This is a genomic window from Streptomyces sp. NPDC007863 (genome assembly GCF_040633895.1).
Taxonomy (GTDB): domain Bacteria; phylum Actinomycetota; class Actinomycetes; order Streptomycetales; family Streptomycetaceae; genus Streptomyces.
On record NZ_JBEYEI010000020.1, the window covers coordinates 70,667 to 90,189 of the forward strand.

The 19,523-nt window shown below is 76.4% G+C and carries 19 protein-coding genes; 11 read left to right on the plus strand and 8 right to left on the minus strand.

Translation table 11 applies throughout. The annotated features are described in order from the left end of the window. Positions 1-2: 2 nt before the first annotated feature. Positions 3-1,043 (minus strand): hypothetical protein, encoded by a 1,041-nt coding sequence (locus ABZ621_RS28445; RefSeq protein ID WP_360609408.1) that lies wholly within the window; start codon positions 1,041-1,043, stop codon positions 3-5. A 341-nt stretch (positions 1,044-1,384) separates the two neighbouring features. On the opposite strand from ABZ621_RS28445, the gene ABZ621_RS28450 reads away from it, so the two are divergent. The 5 genes from ABZ621_RS28450 (at position 1,385) to ABZ621_RS28470 (ending at position 8,420) form a co-directional block, all read left to right on the plus strand. Next, positions 1,385-3,091, plus strand: coding sequence for a hypothetical protein (locus tag ABZ621_RS28450; RefSeq protein WP_360609279.1), 1,707 nt, complete (start codon positions 1,385-1,387; stop codon positions 3,089-3,091). A gap of 99 nt (positions 3,092-3,190) precedes the next feature. Next, on the plus strand, positions 3,191-4,024 hold the full coding sequence (locus ABZ621_RS28455) for a M55 family metallopeptidase (protein ID WP_360609280.1): 834 nt from the start codon (positions 3,191-3,193) through the stop codon (positions 4,022-4,024). Further along, complete coding sequence (locus ABZ621_RS28460; RefSeq protein ID WP_360609281.1) at positions 4,017-5,405, plus strand: M20/M25/M40 family metallo-hydrolase; 1,389 nt, start codon at positions 4,017-4,019, stop codon at positions 5,403-5,405. The genes ABZ621_RS28455 and ABZ621_RS28460 overlap by 8 nt, the downstream gene beginning before the upstream one ends. 70 nt (positions 5,406-5,475) lie before the next feature. Next, on the plus strand, positions 5,476-7,473 hold the full coding sequence (locus ABZ621_RS28465; RefSeq protein WP_360609282.1) for a prolyl oligopeptidase family serine peptidase: 1,998 nt from the start codon (positions 5,476-5,478) through the stop codon (positions 7,471-7,473). Next, on the plus strand, positions 7,470-8,420 hold the full coding sequence (locus tag ABZ621_RS28470; RefSeq protein ID WP_360609283.1) for an LD-carboxypeptidase: 951 nt from the start codon (positions 7,470-7,472) through the stop codon (positions 8,418-8,420). Before ABZ621_RS28465 ends, ABZ621_RS28470 begins: the two co-directional genes overlap by 4 nt. A gap of 37 nt (positions 8,421-8,457) precedes the next feature. On the opposite strand, the gene ABZ621_RS28475 is transcribed toward ABZ621_RS28470, so the two are convergent. The 3 genes from ABZ621_RS28475 to ABZ621_RS28485 all read right to left on the minus strand — a co-directional run bounded on the left by ABZ621_RS28475 (position 8,458) and on the right by ABZ621_RS28485 (position 11,145). Further along, a complete protein-coding gene (locus ABZ621_RS28475; protein ID WP_360609284.1) occupies positions 8,458-9,111 on the minus strand; it encodes a GntR family transcriptional regulator in 654 nt (217 codons plus the stop codon). Positions 9,112-9,173: 62 nt separating this feature from the next. Continuing rightward, on the minus strand, positions 9,174-10,262 hold the full coding sequence (locus ABZ621_RS28480) for an adenosine deaminase (RefSeq protein ID WP_360609285.1): 1,089 nt from the start codon (positions 10,260-10,262) through the stop codon (positions 9,174-9,176). Between the two features lie 124 nt (positions 10,263-10,386). Next, entirely contained in the window at positions 10,387-11,145 is a 759-nt protein-coding gene (locus ABZ621_RS28485) for a GntR family transcriptional regulator (RefSeq protein WP_360609286.1), read from the minus strand. Positions 11,146-11,314: 169 nt separating this feature from the next. Here ABZ621_RS28485 and ABZ621_RS28490 point away from each other — a divergent pair, with 169 nt between their 5' ends. From ABZ621_RS28490 to ABZ621_RS28500, 3 genes are all read left to right on the plus strand, one after another. Continuing rightward, entirely contained in the window at positions 11,315-11,566 is a 252-nt protein-coding gene (locus ABZ621_RS28490) for a lipopolysaccharide assembly protein LapA domain-containing protein (protein WP_360609287.1), read from the plus strand. After that, a complete protein-coding gene (locus ABZ621_RS28495; RefSeq protein ID WP_351845251.1) occupies positions 11,563-11,925 on the plus strand; it encodes a hypothetical protein in 363 nt (120 codons plus the stop codon). The genes ABZ621_RS28490 and ABZ621_RS28495 overlap by 4 nt, the downstream gene beginning before the upstream one ends. Before the next feature lie 84 nt (positions 11,926-12,009). Continuing rightward, positions 12,010-12,555 (plus strand): GNAT family protein, encoded by a 546-nt coding sequence (locus ABZ621_RS28500; RefSeq protein ID WP_360609288.1) that lies wholly within the window; start codon positions 12,010-12,012, stop codon positions 12,553-12,555. Here the strand turns inward: ABZ621_RS28500 and ABZ621_RS28505 are convergent. After that, positions 12,536-12,871, minus strand: a complete 336-nt coding sequence (locus ABZ621_RS28505; RefSeq protein ID WP_360609289.1) for a DUF6204 family protein — start codon at positions 12,869-12,871, stop codon at positions 12,536-12,538. The genes ABZ621_RS28500 and ABZ621_RS28505 overlap by 20 nt on opposite strands. Before the next feature lie 122 nt (positions 12,872-12,993). Then, positions 12,994-13,806, minus strand: coding sequence for a methyltransferase domain-containing protein (locus ABZ621_RS28510; RefSeq protein WP_360609290.1), 813 nt, complete (start codon positions 13,804-13,806; stop codon positions 12,994-12,996). Between the two features lie 418 nt (positions 13,807-14,224). Between ABZ621_RS28510 and ABZ621_RS28515 the strand changes: the two genes are divergently transcribed. From ABZ621_RS28515 to ABZ621_RS28525, 3 genes are all read left to right on the plus strand, one after another. After that, positions 14,225-15,592: a sulfite oxidase gene (locus tag ABZ621_RS28515; RefSeq protein ID WP_360609291.1), complete on the plus strand. Its 1,368-nt coding sequence runs from the start codon at positions 14,225-14,227 to the stop codon at positions 15,590-15,592. Positions 15,593-15,674: 82 nt separating this feature from the next. After that, positions 15,675-16,940, plus strand: coding sequence for an aminotransferase class I/II-fold pyridoxal phosphate-dependent enzyme (locus tag ABZ621_RS28520; protein ID WP_360609292.1), 1,266 nt, complete (start codon positions 15,675-15,677; stop codon positions 16,938-16,940). Further along, a complete protein-coding gene (locus ABZ621_RS28525) occupies positions 16,937-18,058 on the plus strand; it encodes an MBL fold metallo-hydrolase (protein ID WP_360609293.1) in 1,122 nt (373 codons plus the stop codon). The genes ABZ621_RS28520 and ABZ621_RS28525 overlap by 4 nt, the downstream gene beginning before the upstream one ends. Here ABZ621_RS28525 and ABZ621_RS28530 read toward each other — a convergent pair. Continuing rightward, entirely contained in the window at positions 18,038-18,703 is a 666-nt protein-coding gene (locus tag ABZ621_RS28530) for a VTT domain-containing protein (RefSeq protein ID WP_360609294.1), read from the minus strand. The two genes, ABZ621_RS28525 and ABZ621_RS28530, sit on opposite strands and share 21 nt — an antisense overlap. Then, entirely contained in the window at positions 18,700-19,479 is a 780-nt protein-coding gene (locus tag ABZ621_RS28535; protein ID WP_360609295.1) for an MBL fold metallo-hydrolase, read from the minus strand. The genes ABZ621_RS28530 and ABZ621_RS28535 overlap by 4 nt, the downstream gene beginning before the upstream one ends. Between the last annotated feature and the right edge of the window lie 44 nt (positions 19,480-19,523).

A 19,523-nucleotide genomic window follows, 5' to 3' on the forward strand; every position in this document is an offset into this window, starting at 1 on the left:
CCTCAGGGGGCGGTCGGCGCGGCCTTGCGCAGGGCGGCGATGCAGCTGCCGATCGCCTCCTGGAGGGCTTCGAGGCGCTGGAGCATGTCCTCCTCGTAGATCTCCTCCTCCATCACCTCGTCGAGGGTCAGCTCCTCGAAGACCTTCGTGGCCTTCTGGAGCGAGCTGTAGAAGCGGGTCCGCCGCTCCTGCACCCGCAGCGCCGGGTCCTCCTCGACGGCCCTGGCGACGAGCCCCTTCACCGACTCGTACGCCTCGCCGGCCCACTCGCCGGCCTCCTCCGAGTCGTCCAGCTCGTCGATCAGCGACAGATGCCGCTCGGCCTCCGCCCGCACCTCGGCCGGGGCCTCCACGGTCTGCCCGGCGGGGGTCTTGACCTGGCCGCTCTCCACGATCTGCCGGACGTAGCCGACCCGGTCGGCGACCTTCGCCTCGCTCGCCACGGCCTTCTTCAGGTCGTCGGTGCGGGCGATCGCCCGGGCCATCTCCGTCTGGAGCGCCGGGTCCTCCTTCATCCGGTCGAGGAGCGCCCCGCGCGCCGCCTCCGCCGTCCCCGGGTCGGCGAGGATCGCGGCCCGCAGCGCCGTCGGGTTCTCCGCCACCTCCAGGGCCTTCGTCGGCCGGATCCCCTCTGCCTCCGCCGCCGCGCTGATCGCCTGGCCGCGCACCGAGGACGCGCTGTTGCGGGAGGTGTAGTACGACAGCCAGACGTCGGCGTCCGGCAGCTCGATGTCGGCGCCCGGCTCCAGGACCTCGAACTGCGGCACCAGACCGTCGTCCGCCGCCATGTCCCACGCCTTGTAGTAGCGCATCACGCGCTCCGCCGAGCACCCGGCGAGCGCGGCGAACGCCCGCGCCGACACCTTCCGCGCCGCCGTGCCCTCGGCCGCCTGGCCGCCGGGCCGCACACTGCGCGCCACCTTGAGCGCGAACGCCCAGCCGCCCGTCCGCGCGTACACCCCGAAGTCCTGGGCGTCCCGGACGACCACCGGATCGTGGTCGGCGGGGTCGGCGGCGGCCTCCTCCTCCACGGCCTCCTCCATGGCCGCCTCCACTGCGGACTCCTCGGACTCCTCGGACGCCTCCGGTGCGGGGGAGTCCTCCGGGACCCAGAAGTTCTCCTCGGACTCGGCGCCGGCCCCGGACCCGGGGGAGACGGAGGTGGAGGCGGAGGCGGGGGTGGTGTCGGACGGATCGAGGGCGATGGTCACCGAGAACACTCCGGTCGGTCGGGCGGGACAACTGCGGCCGACAGCCTATACGTACCGCTTGGCGATATTTGGCCCGATTCCGGATTCGGATCGTCGGAGAAAGGGATGGCGCCCCGGCGGGACCACCGGCATCGTGCCCCCATGATCCACGGAATCGAGCCCCGCCCCGCCCGGTGAGCGCCCCGCACGAGCGGCCGACGCCCGCTCCCTCCCTGTACGCGTACGCCAGGAGCCTGCGCGACGCCGCGCCCGGCCCCCTGCCGCCCCAGGGCGGCCTTTCGCTTCCCGGGACTGCGCGGCCCCCGTACGGCGAGGGCGCCCCGCCCCCGTACCGGCAGGCCCGCGAGATCGTCACCCGCCTCCTCCGGGCCCGGCTCGCCGCACCCGACACGGAGCGGGCCGCCGCCGAGACCGAACGGGCGCTCGTCGCCACCCGCGTCCGCGAACAGCTCGTCTTCCCCACCGCGGCCGCGCTCGACCCCGCCGACCCGGTCGCCGCCCGCGCCCTGGCCCGTCGGCTCGTCCGCGAGGGGACGACCGTCCACGGCGTGGCCGCCGGCCTCGGGCTGCTCACCGGGCTCGGCGAACCCGAGGACGTCCCCTGCCTGCGGACCCTCGGGTGGCTCGACGTCCTCTTCCCGTACGCCGTCGAGGCCCTCGACCCCCTGGACCGGCCCGCGGCCGCCCTCCTGTGGCTGACCCACCAGCCCGTGAACGCCCCGCGCCCGCTCGTCGAGGCCGTCGCCGCCGGGGACCCCGCCGCCGTACGGGAACGGCTCCTCGCGCTCGCCGGTGACGACCGGACCATGGGGCCCGACCAGGCCCGGCGCGTCGCCGAGGCCACCGGCCTCGCGGACCTCCTCGACCGGGCGCCCGAGGACACCGCGCTCCTCGGCCAGGCCCTGCGGCTCCTCGCGCGGACGGTCACCCAGGGAGACCACGGCGTCGAGATCCTCGACCACGCCGACGCCCTCGCCCTCTACGGGACGGTGGCCGCGCGCGCCCACCTGCTGCCCCCGGACCCCGGCCACCAGGCCCGCCTCCTCACCCTCGCCCGGGAACTCCACAGCGGCGCCGCCCACCTGCTCGACCTGCCGCCCGGCCGGCGCGAGACGGTCCGCGCGCGGCTCCTGGACGCCGTGCGCGAACCCGCGGAGGCGGGGCGCCGCGCCGACTGGATCCGGCGCACCGCCCGGCACCTCCGCGCGGCGGGCCCGGCCCCCGCGCCCCGGCTGCGGATCGAGGTCGCCGTCGCCGATCCGGCCGGGCCGACCGCCGTCGAGACCCGGATCCTGGTCGACGGGCGGCCGATCCTGCCGCTCGCCTTCCCGCAGGGGCGGGGCGACACCCCCGAGGAACTCCTCGACTCCGGCGCCCTGCGGGCCGGTGCCGAGCCCCGCCCCGTGCGGCTCGGCGTCACCTCCTGCGCCGAGGCCTGCTGCGGCGCCCTGTACGTCACCGTCCGCCGCGAGGGCCCGCACGTGGTGTGGGACGGCTGGCGACGGCCCGGCCGGCCGCCGGAACTCCCCGCGTACCGCTTCGACGCCGGCGCCTACGACGCCGAGATCGCCCGCGCCGAGCACGACCACGGCTGGACCTGGCCGGCCCGGCGGACCGCCCGTCTGATCACCGCGGGCCTCCGCGACCGGCCCGAGCTCCTCACCCGCTGGGGACTGCGGCGGGGATGGATCAGTACGCACTTCCAGGACCCCGACGTCACCGTCGTCACCTTCACCGGGCCGCCCGCGGACGGAGCCGGCGCGCCGCGCCAGTTCCTGTGGCGCCTGCCCGACGACGGGAGACCGCCCGCGGACCGCGCCGCCGAGGCGCTGCGCCGCCTGTACGCGACGGATCCGCGGACCCTCGCCGAACGCCCCTGACGTGCCGGTACCGCCGCTCCGGCGGCTCCATTGGTCCACTCCAACGACGGTTATCCACAGGGGTGGTACGGCCGCCGGGCGGAGCGTACGGTGCCAGTCATGAAGATCCTCATCAGCGCCGACATGGAGGGCGCCACCGGCGTCACCTGGCCGGCCGACGTGCTGCCCGGCACGCCCCAGTGGGAGCGCTGCCGCCCCATGTTCACCTCGGACGTGAACGCGGCGGCGCTCGGCTTCTTCGACGGCGGCGCCGACGAGGTGCTGGTGAACGAGGCGCACTGGACGATGCGGAACCTGCTCCTGGAGCGGCTCGACGAGCGCGTCCAGATGCTCACCGGCCGCCACAAGGCGCTGTCGATGGTCGAGGGCGTCCAGCACGGGGACGTCGACGGCATCGCGTTCGTCGGGTACCACACCGGCGCGGGCGCCGAGGGCGTCCTCGCCCACACCTACCTCGCCAATTCGATCACCGGCGTCTGGCTGAACGGCCTCCGGGCGAGCGAGGGCGTGCTCAACGCGCATGTGGTGGCCGAGTACGGCGTCCCCGTCGTCCTCGTCACCGGCGACGACCTGACCTGCGAGGACGCCCTCGACTACGCCCCCGAGGCGCTCAAGGTCGCCGTCAAGGACCACGTCTCGCGGTACGCGGCCGTGTGCCGGACGCCGGCCCGCACCGCCGCCGACATCCGGGCCGCCGCCCGGGAGGCCGCCGCCCTGGCCGTCCGTCACGAGCCCGTGCACGCCGGGCCGCACACCGTCCAGATGGAGTTCGACGCGGAGCACCTGGGCGCCGCCGCCACGGTGGTTCCCGGCGTGGCGCGCAGCGGTGAGCGGCGCGTCGCCTACACCAGCGCGACGATGTACGAGGCGATCCGCACGTTCAAGGCGGTCACGACGATCGTCTCGGCCGCCGTGGAGGAGCAGTATGGCTAGCAGCACGTCCCCCTCGGGCACGTCCCCCTCAAGCACGTCCCCCGGCAGCGCGGAGTCCCTCCCGGGCCCCGACGCGAAGGCGTTCGACGAGGTCGTCGCCTTCACCTCCGACCTGATCCGGGTCGACACCACCAACCGCGGCGGCGGCGACTGCCGCGAGCGCCCCGCCGCCGAGTACGTCGCCGAACGGCTCGCCGACGCCGGGATCGAACCGACCCTCCTGGAGCGCACCCCCGGCCGGACCAACGTGGTCGCCCGCATCCCCGGCACCGACCCCACCGCGCCCGCGCTCCTCGTCCACGGCCACCTCGACGTCGTGCCCGCCGACCCGGCCGAGTGGACCGTCCACCCCTTCTCCGGGGAGGTCCGCGACGGCGTCGTCTGGGGGCGCGGCGCCGTCGACATGAAGAACATGGACGCGATGGTCCTCGCCGTCGCCCGTTCCTGGGCCCGCCAGGGCATCCGGCCGCGCCGCGACATCGTCCTCGCCTACACCGCCGACGAGGAGGACAGCGCCGACGACGGCTCCGGCTTCCTGGCCGACCGGCACGCCGCGCTCTTCGAGGGCTGTACCGAGGGCATCAGCGAATCCGGCGCCTTCAGCTTCCACCCGCACCCCGGCATGACCCTGTACCCCATCGGGGCCGGGGAGCGCGGCACCGCCTGGCTCAGGCTCACCGCCCACGGCCGGGCCGGCCACGGCTCCAAGGTCAACGAGGCGAACGCGGTCACCCGCCTCGCCGCCGCCGTCGCCCGCATCGGCGCCCACACCTGGCCCGTGCGGCTCACCGCCACCGTCCGCGCCGCCCTCACCGAACTGGCCGCGCTGCACGGCATCGAGGTCGACACGGGCGCCCCCGAGCTCGACGTGCCGCTCCTGCTCGACAAGCTGGGACCGGCCGCCGCCCTCGTCGAGGCCACCGTCCGCAACAGCGCCAACCCGACGATGCTCCAGGCCGGGTACAAGTGCAACGTCATCCCGGGCCAGGCCGTCGCCTACGTCGACGGGCGGATGCTGCCCGGCACCGAGGACGAGTTCGCGGCCACCATGGACCTGCTCACCGGGCCGGACGTCGCGTGGGAGTTCCACCACCGCGAGGTGCCCCTCGAAGCACCCGTCGACTCCCCGACCTTCGCCAAGCTGCGGGCGGCCGTCGAGCGCTTCGACCCGGACGGGCACGCCTTGCCCTTCACCATGTCCGGCGGCACCGACGCCAAGCAGTTCTCCCGGCTCGGCATCACCGGCTACGGCTTCTCGCCGCTGAAGCTGCCCCCGGGCCTGGACTACGGCGCGCTCTTCCACGGCGTGGACGAACGCGTCCCCGTCGACGCCCTGCACTTCGGCGTGCGGGTGCTCGACCACTACCTGAAGACCGCGTAACACTCCGAGAACCGCACGGGGACACCGACGTCCCCGTGCGACCGAACCGGCACCCTGGGGGGATGCGAGGATGCAGAACACGGCCGCCTACGGCAGCTGGCCGTCACCCGTCACCGCCGCGCTCGCGGCGGCCGACGACGGACGGCCCAATCATCTGGCCGCCGTCGGCGACGAGGTGTGGTGGACCGCGCCCCGGCCCACCGAAGGCGGTCGCCGGACCCTCGTCCGTCGGCGCGCCGACGGCACCGAGGAGACCCTGCTGCCCGCGCCGTGGAACGTCCGCAACCGCGTCCTCGAATACGGCGGCTGCCCCTGGGCCGCCGTCGAACGGCCCGCCGGCGGGCCCCTCGTGGTCTTCGGCCACTTCCCCGACCAGCGGCTGTACGCCTACGAGCCCGACGCCCGGCCGGGCGCGGAGCCCCGGCCGCTCACCCCCGTCTCCGGGCTCGGCGGCGGGCTGCGCTGGACCGACCCGGTGGTCCTGCCCGAGCGCGGCGAGGTCTGGTGCGTCCTGGAGGAGTTCACCGGCCCCGCGCCCACCGACGTCCGCCGGGTCCTCGCCGCAATCCCGCTCGACGGCTCCGCCGCCGACGACCGGGCCGCCGTCCGCGAACTCTCCGACGGGCGCCACCGGTTCGTCACCGGACCCCGGATCTCGCCCGACGGACGGCGGGCCGTCTGGCTCGGCTGGGACCACCCCCGGATGCCGTGGGACGGCACCGAGGCGGTCCTCGCCGAGATCACCGCCGACGGCACCCTCAAGGACGCCAGGACCGTCGCCGGCGGACCGGAGGAGTCGGTGCCGCAGGCCGACTGGGACGCGGCCGGCCGGCTGCTCCTCGCCAGTGACCGCACCGGCTGGTGGAACCTCTACCGGGCCGAGGTCGGCGCCGACGGCACCCTCGGACCGGTCACCGCCCTCTGCCCCCGCGAGGAGGAGTTCGCCGGACCGCTCTGGCAGACCGGCCTCACCTGGTTCAAGGCCCTGGAGACCGGGCCCGTCGCCGTCCTCCACGGCCGGGGCGACGCCGTCCTCGGCATCCTCGACCCCGACACCGGCACCCTCGTCGACGCCCCCGGGCCCTGGACGGCCTGGAGCGCCACCCTCGCCGTCCACGGCACCCGCGTCCTCGGCGTCGCCGCCGCGGCCCACCGCCGCCACGAGATCGTCGAACTCGACACCCGCACCGGGCGCACCCGGGTCGTCGGCTCCCCGCACACCGACCGGGTCGACCCCGCCCACTACCCCCGGCCCGTCACCCGCACCTTCACCGGACCCGGCGGCCGCGACATCCACGCGCACGTCCACCCGCCGCGCAACCCCGCCACCACCGGCCCCGCCGGCGAGCTCCCGCCCTACGTCATCCGCGCCCACGGCGGCCCCACCGGGCACTCCGCGCTCGTCCTCGACCTGGAGATCGCCTACTTCACCTCCCGCGGCATCGGCGTCGCCGACGTCAACTACGGCGGCTCCACCGGATACGGCCGCGCCTACCGCGAGCGGCTGCGCGGCGCGTGGGGCGTCGTCGACGTCGAGGACTGCGCCGCCGTCGCCGCCGCCCTCGCCGCCGAGGGCACCGCCGACCCGGCGCGGCTCGCGATCCGCGGCGGCAGCGCCGGCGGCTGGACCAGCGCCGCCTCCCTCGTCCGCACCGACGTCTACGCCTGCGGCACGATCATCTACCCCGTCCTGGACCTCACGGGCTTCGTCGACGAGACCCACGACTTCGAGTCCCGCTACCTCGACGGGCTCGTCGGACCCGTGGACGAGGTGCCCGAGCTGTACGCCGAGCGCTCGCCGATCACACACGTCGACCGGATCACCGCGCCCTTCCTCCTCCTCCAGGGCCTCGACGACGTCATCTGCCCGCCCGCCCAGGCCGAGCGGCTCCTCGCCCGAGTCGCCGGCCGGGGCGTCCCGCACGCCTACCTCGCCTTCCCCGGCGAAGGCCACGGCTTCCGGAAAGCCGACACGATGATCCGCGCCCTGGAGGCCGAACTCGCCCTCTACGCAAAGGCCTTCGGCTTCGAGCGGCCGGACGTGCCGGCCCTGGAGCTGCGCACATGACGGCCCCCGCACCCGCCTCCGCACCGGTCCCCGCGCTCGCGCGGGCCGGCCGGCTGCGACCCGGCGACCGGATCGCCGTCGTCGCCCCCAGCGGCCCGATCCCCGAGGACCGGCTCCGCACCGGCCTCGACCTGCTGCGCGGCTGGGAGCTCGAACCGGTCGTCGCCCCGCACGTCCTCGACGCCCATCCGACGCTCGGCCACCTCGCGGGCGCCGACCGGGCCCGGGCCCGCGACCTCACGGAGGCGTACACCGACCCGTCCGTCGCGGCCGTCATCTGCGCGCGCGGCGGCTACGGCGCCCAGCGGATGGTGGACCTGGTGGACTGGCAGGCCATCCGCGCGGCCGGCCCCAAGCCCTTCGTCGGCTACAGCGACGTCACCGTCCTGCACGAGGCCTTCGCCGTCCGCGCCGGGTTCGCCACCCTGCACGGCCCGATGATCGCGACCGCCGCCTTCCTCGGCGATCCGCGCACCCGGGAGTCGCTGCGCGCCACCCTCTTCGCGCCCGAGACGGTACGGACCCCGGCGACGGGGACCACGCTGGTGCCCGGCCGGGCCGCCGGCGTCACCCTCGGCGGCTGCGTCAGCCTGCTCGCCGCCGACCTCGGCACCCCGCACGCCAGACCCTCCGCCCGCGGCGGGCTGCTCCTCCTGGAGGACGTCGGGGAGGAGCCGTACCGCCTCGACCGGATCCTCACCCAGCTGCTGCGCTCCGGCTGGCTCGACGGCGTCGCCGGGATCGCCCTCGGCTCCTGGGAGGAGTGCGGTCCCTACGAGGAGGTGCGGGCGCTCCTCGCCGACCGGCTCGGCGGCCTGGGCGTGCCGGTCGTGGAAGGGCTGGGCTTCGGCCACGACCCCGCCGCGCCGACCGTGCCGCTGGGCGTCCCGGCCGTCCTCGACGCCGACGCGGGCACGCTCGCCTTCGACGTACCCGCCCTGCTCTGACGGCCGTCCTGTGCGGGAGGGGGCAGCCGGGAGGCGGCTACTCCGCCGCCAGCCTCCGCTGGTGGTCCGCCGCCTTGCTCTGGCTCGTCTCCAGGTGGCGCAGCGCCAGCTCCTCGACGCGCTCGACGTCCCGCGCCTCGATCCCGCGGAACAGCTCCTCGTGCTCCTCGGCCACGACGGCGAACTCGTCGTGCTGCCCGAGCAGCCACCGCATCCGGCTGCGCAGGGTGCCCTCCAACTCGTTGAGCAGGGCGTTGTCGGCGAGCTCGGTGACCGTCTCGTGGAAGTCCGCCGCCGCGCGCCGCGCCTCCGCGCCGTCGCCGCGCGCCGCCGCCGCCTGCTCGGCGTCGAGGACGGCGCGCAGCTTGGCGAGGCCCGCGCGGGTGCGGCGCTGGGCGGCGAGCCGGAAGGCGAGGATCTCCAGGGCGGACCGCACCTCGACGAGGTCGGCGATGTCGGAGGCGGTGAACTCGCGGACCACCGCCCAGGTCCGCGGCCGGGGCGTCACGAGCCCCTCGTTGACCAGGTCCCGCAGGGCGTCGCGGACCGGCAGCCGGCTCACGTCCAGCTCGGCCGCGATCTCCCGCTCGACCAGCCGGCTGCCGGGGGCCCGGGTCCCGTCGATGATCTGGTCGCGCAGGGTGCGCGTGATCCGCTCCGACTCGGGCCTGAACTCCTCAGCAGCTGTCATGGCCGCCATTCTTCCATCGGGGAGGGCGGCGCCCGCCGCCCTCCCTTCCCGCGGCCGGTCCGTCAGAGCGCGGCGTACCCCGGACGCACGAGCTCCTCGATCAGGCGCTCGCGCTCGGGCAGCGGCAGGAACGCGGCCTCCAGGGCGGCGACCGTGAACTCCTCGAAGACCTCGGGGCCGTACCCGAAGGCGTCCGCCATGTGCTGGAACTCCTCGCTCATGGTGGTGCCGGAGACCAGCCGGTTGTCGGTGTTCAGGGTGATCCTGAACCCGAGCCGGCGCAGCTCGTCGATCGGGTGCGAGCCGTAGTCCTTGGCCGCGCCGGTCTGGAGGTTGGAGGTCGGGCAGACCTCCAGGGCGATCCGGTTGTCGCGGACGTAGGCGGCGAGCCGGCCGAGCGTGCCGTCCTCGGCGATGTCGTCGGTGATCCGCACGCCGTGGCCGATCCGCTCGGTGCCGCAGACCTGCACGGCCTCGTGGATCGACTCCGCGCCGACGGCCTCGCCGGCGTGGATGGTGAAGTGGCAGTTCTCCCGCTTCAGGTGCTGGAAGGCGGCCAGGTGGCGGGCGGGGGGATTGCCGATCTCGCCGCCGGCGATGTCGAAGCCGGCGACGCCGTTGTCGCGGTGGGCGACGGTCAGCTCGGCGATCTCCAGGGAGCGGTCGGTGTGCCGCATGCCGGTGAGCAGGGCGCGGACGGTGATCCGGCCGCCGGTCCTGCGCTCGCCCTCGCGGAAGCCGTCGTTGACGGCCTCGACGACCTCGTCGAGGGTGAGGCCGGCCTCCAGGTGCTGCTCGGGGGCGTACCGCACCTCGGCGTAGACGACCCCGTCCGCCGCCAGGTCCTCGGCGCACTCGGCGGCGATCCTGGCCAGCGCCTCGCGGGTCTGCATGACCGCGCAGGTGTGGGCGAAGGTCTCCAGGTAGCGCTCCAGCGAGCCGGAGTCGGCGGCGTCCCGGAACCAGACCGCGAGCTCGGCCGGGTCCTCGGTCGGCAGCGCGGTGTAGCCGCACTCCCTGGCCAGCTCGACGATGGTGGCAGGGCGGAGCCCGCCGTCGAGGTGGTCGTGGAGGACGGCCTTCGGGGCGCGGCGGATCCAGTCGGAGACGGCGGCCCGGGCAGGCGTGGCAGGGTTGTCAGACAAGTGCATGGCCGGGAAGTGTACGTCATGACCCGCCCGGCGCGGGCACGGATGCGCGAGGACGATTCCGTACGGCTCCGAGGGCGGGCGTCCCGCGACCGGCCGGGCCCGCCGGCCCGGGGCGCGGCGGGGCTCAGTGGGACTGGAGGACCGGGAGGGCGGGCGCGCCGGTGGGCAGCATGTGCTTGGCGGCCAGGACCGGGGTGTCCCCGACCCGGACGACCTGGGTGACCAGGACGGCCGGGGTGTCGGCGGGGCGGCCCAGCTGCTCGCCGCGGCGCCGCCCGAGGAGGGTGGCGGTGATCCCGCTGTGGGCGTGCAGCGCGACCTCGCGGGAGGCGCCGAGCAGGACCGACAGCATCGACACGGCGGGGTCCGCCGGCGTGGAAGCGCACGTCCGCAGGGCGGCGGCGAAGGCCGGGTGGACGCGGTCCAGGACCTCGTCGGCGGCCGCCCACTCGTGGCAGAGCGCCGCCGGTCCGGCCTCGCCGCCGAGCACCGACTCCCAGAACCGCAGTTCGGCGCGGGCCGGGGCGAGCAGGTGCTGGGTGGTGAAGTCGGTGGGCTCCTCCACCGTGCGCAGCAGGGCCCGCACGCGCGGCCCGGTGCCGCCCCCGATCAGCTCCTCCAGCGGCTGGACCTGCTCGAAGCCCCGGCGCGGCGGCCGCGCGTTCACGGTCCGGCCCACGCCCCGGCGCACGGTCAGCAGGCCGTCCTCCTGGAGCAGCAGCAGCGCCTCGCGCAGCGCGGGCCGGCTCACGCCGAGCTCGGCGGCGAGCTTCGGCTCGGAGGGGAGGGTGGAGCCGGGCGGATAGGTGCCGTCGTGGACGGCGTCCGCGATCCGCTCGTAGAGCGCCACCACAGGTCGCCGCCGGTGCCCGCTGGCCGCCAAGGCCCCTCCTCCTGCCGTTTCGTCCCGCGCCCGGTCCCCACCACCGTAACGGTCCTGGTTGTCTGACAAGTCACCCGGACGGCGTCGTCCACCGCCCCCTCGACGTGCCGGTCCCCCCATTCTGGTCCCACGGGTACGCCCGTGACGGACGACGGAGGAGGCGGCGGGCATGAGTCCCAAGGACACGGCGGGCACGGGGAGGGGTGACAGGTTCGGCGCCCTCACCCCCGGACGGATCGGGATGGCGGTCGTCGCGGTCCTCCTGCTCGTCTTCATCTTCGAGAACACCGGCGACGTCAAGATCCGGCTGCTCGTCCCCGAGGTGACGATGCCGCTCTACCTCGCGCTCCTCGCGACCGCGCTGCTCGGCGCGGCCTGCGGCTGGTACGCGGCCCGGAGGGGCCCGAGGAGGAGCCGGTGAAGCGCGGCGCCCTGATCGGGGCGGGCGCGGCGCTGGCCCTCGCCGCCGTGGCGGCCGGGGCGGCGGGGGACGCCGACACGCGGCGGGCCCGGCGGGCGGCGGCCGGCGCGTGGCCGCCGATGCCGGACTTCCGGGGCGGCGGCCTGTGGCGGGTCTTCACCCGCCTGGACCACCGCACCCGGCTCGACGTCCACGACGCGAGCGGCCGGGACCGACGGGTCCTGTGGCCCCCGCGCTGGCGGGTCTGCACCCAGTACCCCTCCGCCGGGACGGGCCTCGACCGCCGCACCACGGTCGTCATCGGCGTCCTCCGCAAGGGCGAGCCCTGCCCGGTCCGCGTGACGACGGCCCGCCGCTGAGCGGGCGCGGGTCGGAGCGGGCGCGGGTCAGAGCGGGCGCGGGGCTCCGGAGGCCGGTCCGCGGACCCGGGCTAGCCTGGGCGCATGCCCGATGAACCCGACCGGTTCCTCACGGCCGGACCCCGCGTGGGTCTGCGGCCGTTCACCCTCGGCGACGCCGAGGAGTTCACCGCCCGCGCCGAGGAGAGCGTCGAGCTCCACCGGCCGTGGCTGTTCCCGCCCCGGACGGCCGAGCACTACGCCGCCTACGCGGGCGCCCTGATCGCGGAGCCCGCCCGGGCCGGCTTCCTCGTCTGCGAGCACGGCGAGGAGGGCCGCATCGCCGGCTTCCTCACCGTCAACAACATCGTCCGCGGCGCCTTCCGCAGCGGCGCCCTCGGCTACGGCGCCTTCGCGCACGCCGCCGGGCGCGGCCTGATGGGGGAGGCCCTCGGCCTCCTCCTGGCCCACGCCTTCGGGCCGATGGGACTGCACCGCCTGGAGGCCAACATCCAGCCGGGCAACGCCCCTTCGCGCGCCCTGGTCCGCCGGGCCGGCTTCCGCCTGGAGGGCTTCTCGCCCGCCATGCTGTTCATCGACGGCGCCTGGCGGGACCACGAGCGCTGGGCGATCACCGACCCTTGCGGTTGATCTTCATCGTGTCGAGGTCGGTCACCGTGGACTTCAGCCCCTGGTGGCCGTGGCCGAGCGCGGCCAGCGCGGCCTCCACCCGCTCCTCGGCGAGCGCCCCGGCCATCTCGTCGCCGTCCTCGGCGTCCGACACGACCACCAGCCGGTACGAGAAGTGCTTCAGCGCCCGGTCGTAGGTGAGCGAGCCCTCCTCGGTGAACCGCATCGAGGCCAGGCCGTGCTCCTCCACCCCGGCGAGCAGCCGCTCCCGGCTCTCCGGCGTCAGCCCGTCGAAGGTGCCCCGCACGATGACCCGGTAGGTGTGTGGCGTGCCCATCTCTCGTACTCCCGTGGTGCTCCCGCGCCCGCCCCGACGGCGGACGACCCTCCACCCTAGGTCGGGGGCGGGCGCGGGCGCGCGCCGATAAAACGGCCGCCGCCCGCGACCGGGGTCCCGGTTCAGGAGACGCGGCAGAGGATCTCGCCGTGCGGCACCATGAAGGAGGCGTCCTCCCGGGCGCCCCACTCGCGCCAGGCCGCGGCGATCCCGGCCAGCTCGGCCCGGGTGGCGTGGCCGCCCCCGACCGCCAGGTCCGCGTAGGAGGAGGCGGTGGTGCGGTCCGCCCACAGGCCGCTCCACCAGGCGCGCTCCTCGGGCGTGGCGAAGGTCCAGGCGGTCGTCGTGACGGTGACGTCGGCGAGTCCGGCGCTCCGGGCCCAGGCGAACAGCCGCCGCCCGGCGTCCGGTTCGCCGCCGTTGGCGCGCGCCACCCGGTGGTAGAGCTCCAGCCAGCCGTCCAGGACGGGCCGTTCGGGATACCAGGCGAAGGCGCCGTAGTCGCTGTCGCGGGCCGCGACGATCCCGCCGGGCCGGCAGACGCGGCGCATCTCGCGCAGCGCCCCCACCGGGTCGCCCACGTGCTGGAGCACCTGGTGGGCGTGGACGACGTCGAAGGAGTCGTCGGGGAAGTCCAGGGCCAGGACGTCCGCCACCGCGAACTCCACGTTCTCCAGGCCCCGTTCGGCGGCCGTCGCGCGCGCCTTCGCCAGGACCTCCTCGGAGGTGTCCACGGCGGTCACCCGCCCCGGGGCGACCAGCGCGGCCAGGTCGGCGGTGATCGTGCCGGGACCGCAGCCGACGTCCAGCAGGTCGAGCCCCGGGCGCAGTTCGCCCAGCAGGTAGGCGGCCGAGTTGGCGGCCGTGCGCCAGGTGTGGGAACGGAGGACCGACTCGTGGTGGCCGTGGGTGTAGACGACGGGCTGCTGCGTCATGGAACCGACTCCCTCGGTGTGGGTGGTGGGTCCACCGTACGGCCGATCGCCGAATGGTGAGACCGTCGTCTTGACATGTGGACTCTATCGGCGGGGAGGGGAGTGGTGAACGCTCGCCGGGAGGAGGGGAGTTCGGACGACGTCTCGCCAGGTCGTGACGGAAAGCGGACGGATTGAAGTTGGTTTCTAGAAACGACTTCTATATCGTTCGGTGCGGGGGGACGCGCAACGGGGGCGCGTACCGCGCGGGGCGGCCCGGACCGTGGGGGAAACCGGGCCGCCGCCGCGCCCTTTTCGGCCGTTCTCGTGACAGCCTCGTGAACAGACCCCCGTCGCCCCGGCCCGGGCGCCCCGCACGCGCCTACGATCGGCCCGCCGCCGTCCGGCGGACCGTCCCGCGACCGTGCCGAGGAGTCCCGTGCCGCACCCGTCCGCGCCCGCCCGCCGAACACTCCTGAAGGCCCTCGCCGCCACCCCGGCCGCCGCCGTCGCCCTCGGCGCCGCCCCCACCTCGGCCGCCGCCGCGCCCGCGGCCGCCGCCGCGCCCGCGGCCGCCGCCGCGCCCGCGGCCTCCGCCGCGCCCGCGGCCGCCGCCGCGCCCGCGGCCTCCGCCGCGCCCGCGGCCGCCGCCGCGCCCGCGGCCTCCGCCGCGCCCGCGGCCTCCGCCGCGCCCGCGGCCTCCGCCGCGCCCGCGGCCTCCGCCGCGCCCGGGATCGTCAAGGCCCTGCCCGAGGCGTACTTCACGGTGCGCGGCACCAACGCCGAGGCCCGGTTCGACGCCTTCGCCGACACCGGGTTCCTCACCCCCGCCGACCGCTTCTTCGTCCGGAACCACACCTCCACCCCGGTCCTCGACGCCGCCGACTGGCGGCTCACCCTCTGGGGCGACGGACTCCACGGCCGCGCCCCCGTCCACTTCACCTACGGACAGCTCCGTGACCTGCCCTCCGTCACCCGGACGGCCCTCGTCGAATGCGCCGGAAACGGCCGCAGCCTCTACGCCACCCAGCAGGGGCAGCCCGTCTCCGGCACCGCCTGGACGCTGGGAGCCGTCGGAGCCGCCCGCTGGCGCGGCGTCCGCCTCGCCGAGGTGCTGCACCGCGCCGGACTCGCCCCCGACGCCGTCGACCTGCTGCCGCGCGGCCTGGACGACCCGTACGTCTCCGGCGGCACCGACCACGGCCGGGTCCGCCGCCCGCTGCCGGTCGCCAAGGCGCTGGACGACGTGATCCTCGCGTACGAGATGAACGGCGAGCCGCTCCCGTACGACCACGGCCACCCCGTCCGGCTCGTCGTGCCGCACTGGGTCGGCATCGCCTCCATCAAGTGGCTCGGCGACATCGAGGTCGCGACCCGCCCGCTCGCCAGCCCCTGGTCCACGGACTGGTACCGCCTCTTCGGGGAGCCGCACCCGGCCGGCGGCAGCGCCCCGATCACCCGCCAGACCCTCAAGTCCGGCTTCCAGCTGCCCTTCGGCGCCACCCTGGAGGCGGGCAGGGTCCACCGGCTCACCGGCCGCGCCTGGTCCGCGCACGCGCCCGTCCGCTCCGTCGAGGTCTCCACCGACGGCGGCGGCACCTGGCGTCCCGCACGCCTCCACGACGGCCCCCGGCGCGGCGCCTGGGTCCGCTGGTCGCTGCCCTGGCGGCCCACGGCCGCCGGGCCCGCCACCCTCCTCTCCCGCACCACCGACGCCGCCGGGAACGTCCAGCCCGGCACCGCCGTCCACAACACCCAGGGCTACCTCTTCGACGCCGTCGTCCGTCACCCGATCACCGTCACCTGAACGGGCATGACGCGACGAACCTCCGTATAAAGGGCACGGGGACGCCCTGCCCGGCGCCCCGCGCGCTCAGGAGGTACGGGACATGCGGGAGACGGCTCCGGAAGGCCGCGGCCCGGTGCGCTACGGACCTCCCGCGCCCGAGAGCGGCCGGCCCGTCCCCCCGGGGCTCGCCGCCCTCCTCGCGGCCGCCGCAGGCCGGACCGACCCCGAACCGCCCGGCGGTGGACCCGTCCTGCGCGAGGCGGCCGCCGGCTACTGGTGGCGCCGTGGCCTGCGCGGCCACGCCGAGGACTCCCTCGCCGCCCCCGGCGCCCCCGCCCTGCTCCTCGCCCTCCTCGCCGCGCACGGCGGCGACGTGCTGCTGCCCCGCCCCTGCCCCGCCTGGTGGACCCCGCAGATCCGGCTCCTCGGGCGGCCCGCGTACCACGTGCCCACCACCGCCGAGGCCGGCGGCGTCCCCGACCCGTACGCCCTCCTGGAGACCGTCCGCCGGGTCCGCGCCGAGGGCGGCGACCCCCGGGTGCTGCTGCTCTCCGTAGCCGACGACCCGACCGCCACCGTCCCCCCGCCCGAACTCGTCCGCGAGAGCTGCGAGGCCGCCGTCGCCGAGGGCCTCCACGTCATCAGCGACGAGACCTGGCGCGACACCCTCCACCACCCCCGCGACACGGTCCTGCTCAGCCCCGCCGAGATGTGCCCCGACGACGTCACCGTCCTCGCCGACCTCGCCGGCGGCGGACTCGTCCCCGGCTCCTGGCCCTGCGCCATCGCCCGCTTCCCGCCCACCGGCGCCGCCCGCGCCGACCGGTACGGCGACCCCCGCGCCCGCGCCCTCGACGTCCTCACCGCCCTCGGCGCCGTGCTCCCCGCCCCCGTCGCGCCCGCCGTCGCGCACGCCCTCGACGAACCCGAGGACGTCTTCGTGCCGGCCCTGCGCGCCGCCGCCGTCCACGGCCGGCTCGCCGCCGCCGCACACCGCGCCGTCCTCGCCGCCGGCGCCCTCGCCCGGCCCCCGCAGGCCGGCCGCCACCTCTACGCCGACCTCGGACCGCTCCGTGCCGGCCTCGCCGCCCGGGGCGTCACCGACTCCCTGGAACTGGAGCAGTACCTCACCGCCCGCCTCGGCGCCCCCACCCCCGGCGGCCACCGCTTCGGCGACGAACTCGGCGCCCTGCGCGTCCGCCTCGCCACCGCGCCGCTGCTCGGCGCCACCCCGCCCGAACGCGCCGAGACCCTCGCCACCCGCGAACCCGAACAACTGCCCCAGACGGTACGGGCCCTGGCCGCCCTCACCGCCGTCCTCGACGACCTGGCCCACCCGACCGCGCAGAACGGAGCCCGCAGATGACCGAACGGACGGCCCACCCCGCCCCGGCCACCCAGGCCCCGCCCCCGGCCACGCCGCCCGGGACCCCGCCCCGGGCCGCGCCCACGGACCACCTCCGCCCGACCGCGCCCGCCGGCCACCCGCGTCCGGCCGGGGCCACCGTCCTGCCCACCTCCGTGCTGCAGCCGCTCGGAAGGCTGCGGGCGGACTGGCCCCGCAGCTTCGCCGGCCGGCTGACCGCGCCGCTGCCCGGAGTGCGGGCGCTCGCGCGGCTCGCGCGCGAAGGGGCCGTACGGCCGCGCCCCGAGGGGCTGCGGGACGCTCCGCTGCTGCCCTTCGACCCCGGTCCGCTGCCGCCCGCCGGGCCGTCCACGGTCGCCGTCACCTGGGCCGGGCACGCCAGTTGGGTCCTCCGGGTCGGCGGCCTCACCGTCCTCACCGACCCCGTCTGGTCCCGGCGGATCCTCGGCACGCCCGCCCGGCTCACCCCGGTCGGCGTCCGCTGGGAGGACCTGCCGCCGGTCGACGCCGTCGTCATCAGCCACAACCACTTCGACCACCTCGACGCCCCCACCCTCCGGCGCCTCCCGCGCGCCACCCCGGTGCTCGTCCCCGGCGGCCTCGGCCGCTGGTTCGTCCGCCGCGGCTTCACCCGGGTCACCGAGCTCGACTGGTGGGAGGCGGCCGAACTCGGCGGCGTACGCTTCGACTTCGTCCCCGCCCACCACTGGTCCAAGCGCACCCTCCTGGACACCTGCCGCTCCCTGTGGGGCGGCTGGGTGCTCACCGACCCCGCCGGACACCGCGTCCACTTCGCCGGGGACACCGGATACGGCCACTGGTTCGCCGAGATCGGCCGCCGCCACCCCGGCATCGACCTCGCCCTCCTGCCCATCGGCGCGTACGCCCCGCGCTGGTGGCTCCGCGACGTCCACACCGACCCGGAGGAGGCCGTCCGCGCCCTCCAGGACCTGGGCGCCCGCCGGATGGCCCCCATGCACTGGGCCACCTTCGTGCTCTCCTCCGAACCCGTCCTGGAACCCCTCACCCGGGTCCGCGCCGCCTGGGCGCACGCCGGCCTCCCCGCCGAGGACCTGTGGACCCTCCCGGTCGGCGGCTCACGCGTCCTCGTGCCGTAGGGCCCGCCCGTCGCCGTCCCGCCGGCCACCGCCCCGCAGCCGCCGCCAGACCGCCGGAGCGGCGCTGATCAGCACGGTCAGGCCGACCGCGGCGACCACGCCCTGCCAGGGCTCGGGGAAGAGGGAACCGCCCAGGATGCCGATGAGCTGGTACGTCGCCGCCCACGCCAGACAGGCCGCCGCGTCGCCGCGGGCGAAGCGGCGCAGCGGCATGCGGGCCAGGAGACAGGCCAGCATGACCGGGATGCGGCCCGCCGGGACCAGCCGGGACAGGACCAGGACCGACACCTGATGGGTGTCGAGCCGCTCCTGCGCCTGCGCGAGGCGGTCCGGGGTCACCCGGGCGCGCAGGGCGGCCAGCCAGCGCGAACCGTTCCGCGACCGCACCCCGCGCTGCCCCAGCCAGTAGAGGGCCAGGTCGCCGAGGAAGGCGGCGGCCGAGGAGAGGAGGAAGACGACGAGCAGCGAGAACGGCGACGACTGGTGGAAGGCGACGACGGCCGCCGAGCTGACGATCGCCCCCGTCGGCACCACCGGCACCAGGGCGCCCAGCGCCACCAGGAGGAACAGCGACGGATAGCCGACCGCCTGCTGCGTCGACTCCGGCGGCAGCTCGCCGGCCGCCGCCAGCAGGGCACCCGTCACCGGGCGACCTCCGGCCGCACCCGCTCGCCGTGGCCGAGCCGGTGCACCGCCACCTTCGGCGCGAGGCGCGCCGCGTGGCGCACGAACTCGTCGCCCGGCGCGTGGAACTCGTGCGGCCGCACCCCGTCCAGGCCGATCGGCCAGTACGTGCCGTAGTGCACCGGCACCGCCGCGGCGGGGGAGAGCGCGGCGAGCGCCTCCGCGGCGCGCCCCGCGTCCAGATGCCCCTGCCCCAGGTACGGACCCCAGCCGCCGACCGGCAGCAGCGCCACGTCCACCGGCCCGACCTCCTCCGCCATCGTGTCGAACAGCCCGGTGTCCCCGGCGAAGTACGTCCGCGCCTCGCCCTCGACGACGTACCCGAGCGCGGGGGAGCGGTGCGGGCCGAACGGCAGCCGCCGCCCGTCGTGCCGGGCCGGCACCGCCCGCACGGTCACGCCCTCCACCGCCACCTCGTCGCCCGGCGCGACCTCCGTCAGCCGCAGCCCCGCCCCGGCGAGCCGCCGCAGCCCCGGTACGGCCTCCGGCGCGCCGCGCGGCACCAGGATCCGGGTGCCCGGCGCGAGGCGCGCGAGCGACGGCAGGTGCAGATGGTCGGAGTGCAGGTGCGACACGAGCACGGCCTCCGCGACCGTCGCCTCCGGCGGCGGCGGGGCGCCCCTTCTGCGCCGCAGATGCGCGAGGCGCCGGGCGAACAGCGGGTCGGTGAGGAACCGGACCCCGGAGTCCTCGACCGTGCAGGTCGCGTGCCCCCACCAGGTGACCTCCACCGGCATGCCGCCCTTCCCTCGCCCGCGCGCTCTCCCTCCCGAGGGTAGAG

What these genes read in the sequence shown, in the direction of transcription:
- ABZ621_RS28445 (WP_360609408.1), bottom strand. Translation starts at nt 1,043, where the DNA reads ATGGAGGAGGCCGTGGAGGAGGAGGCCGCCGCCGACCCCGCCGACCAC.
- ABZ621_RS28455 (WP_360609280.1), top strand. Translation starts at nt 3,191, where the DNA reads ATGAAGATCCTCATCAGCGCCGACATGGAGGGCGCCACCGGCGTCACC.
- ABZ621_RS28460 (WP_360609281.1), top strand. Translation starts at nt 4,017, where the DNA reads ATGGCTAGCAGCACGTCCCCCTCGGGCACGTCCCCCTCAAGCACGTCC.
- ABZ621_RS28465 (WP_360609282.1), top strand. Translation starts at nt 5,476, where the DNA reads ATGCAGAACACGGCCGCCTACGGCAGCTGGCCGTCACCCGTCACCGCC.
- ABZ621_RS28470 (WP_360609283.1), top strand. Translation starts at nt 7,470, where the DNA reads ATGACGGCCCCCGCACCCGCCTCCGCACCGGTCCCCGCGCTCGCGCGG.
- ABZ621_RS28475 (WP_360609284.1), bottom strand. Translation starts at nt 9,111, where the DNA reads ATGACAGCTGCTGAGGAGTTCAGGCCCGAGTCGGAGCGGATCACGCGC.
- ABZ621_RS28480 (WP_360609285.1), bottom strand. Translation starts at nt 10,262, where the DNA reads ATGCACTTGTCTGACAACCCTGCCACGCCTGCCCGGGCCGCCGTCTCC.
- ABZ621_RS28490 (WP_360609287.1), top strand. Translation starts at nt 11,315, where the DNA reads ATGAGTCCCAAGGACACGGCGGGCACGGGGAGGGGTGACAGGTTCGGC.
- ABZ621_RS28500 (WP_360609288.1), top strand. Translation starts at nt 12,010, where the DNA reads ATGCCCGATGAACCCGACCGGTTCCTCACGGCCGGACCCCGCGTGGGT.
- ABZ621_RS28505 (WP_360609289.1), bottom strand. Translation starts at nt 12,871, where the DNA reads ATGGGCACGCCACACACCTACCGGGTCATCGTGCGGGGCACCTTCGAC.
- ABZ621_RS28510 (WP_360609290.1), bottom strand. Translation starts at nt 13,806, where the DNA reads ATGACGCAGCAGCCCGTCGTCTACACCCACGGCCACCACGAGTCGGTC.
- ABZ621_RS28520 (WP_360609292.1), top strand. Translation starts at nt 15,675, where the DNA reads ATGCGGGAGACGGCTCCGGAAGGCCGCGGCCCGGTGCGCTACGGACCT.
- ABZ621_RS28525 (WP_360609293.1), top strand. Translation starts at nt 16,937, where the DNA reads ATGACCGAACGGACGGCCCACCCCGCCCCGGCCACCCAGGCCCCGCCC.
- ABZ621_RS28535 (WP_360609295.1), bottom strand. Translation starts at nt 19,479, where the DNA reads ATGCCGGTGGAGGTCACCTGGTGGGGGCACGCGACCTGCACGGTCGAG.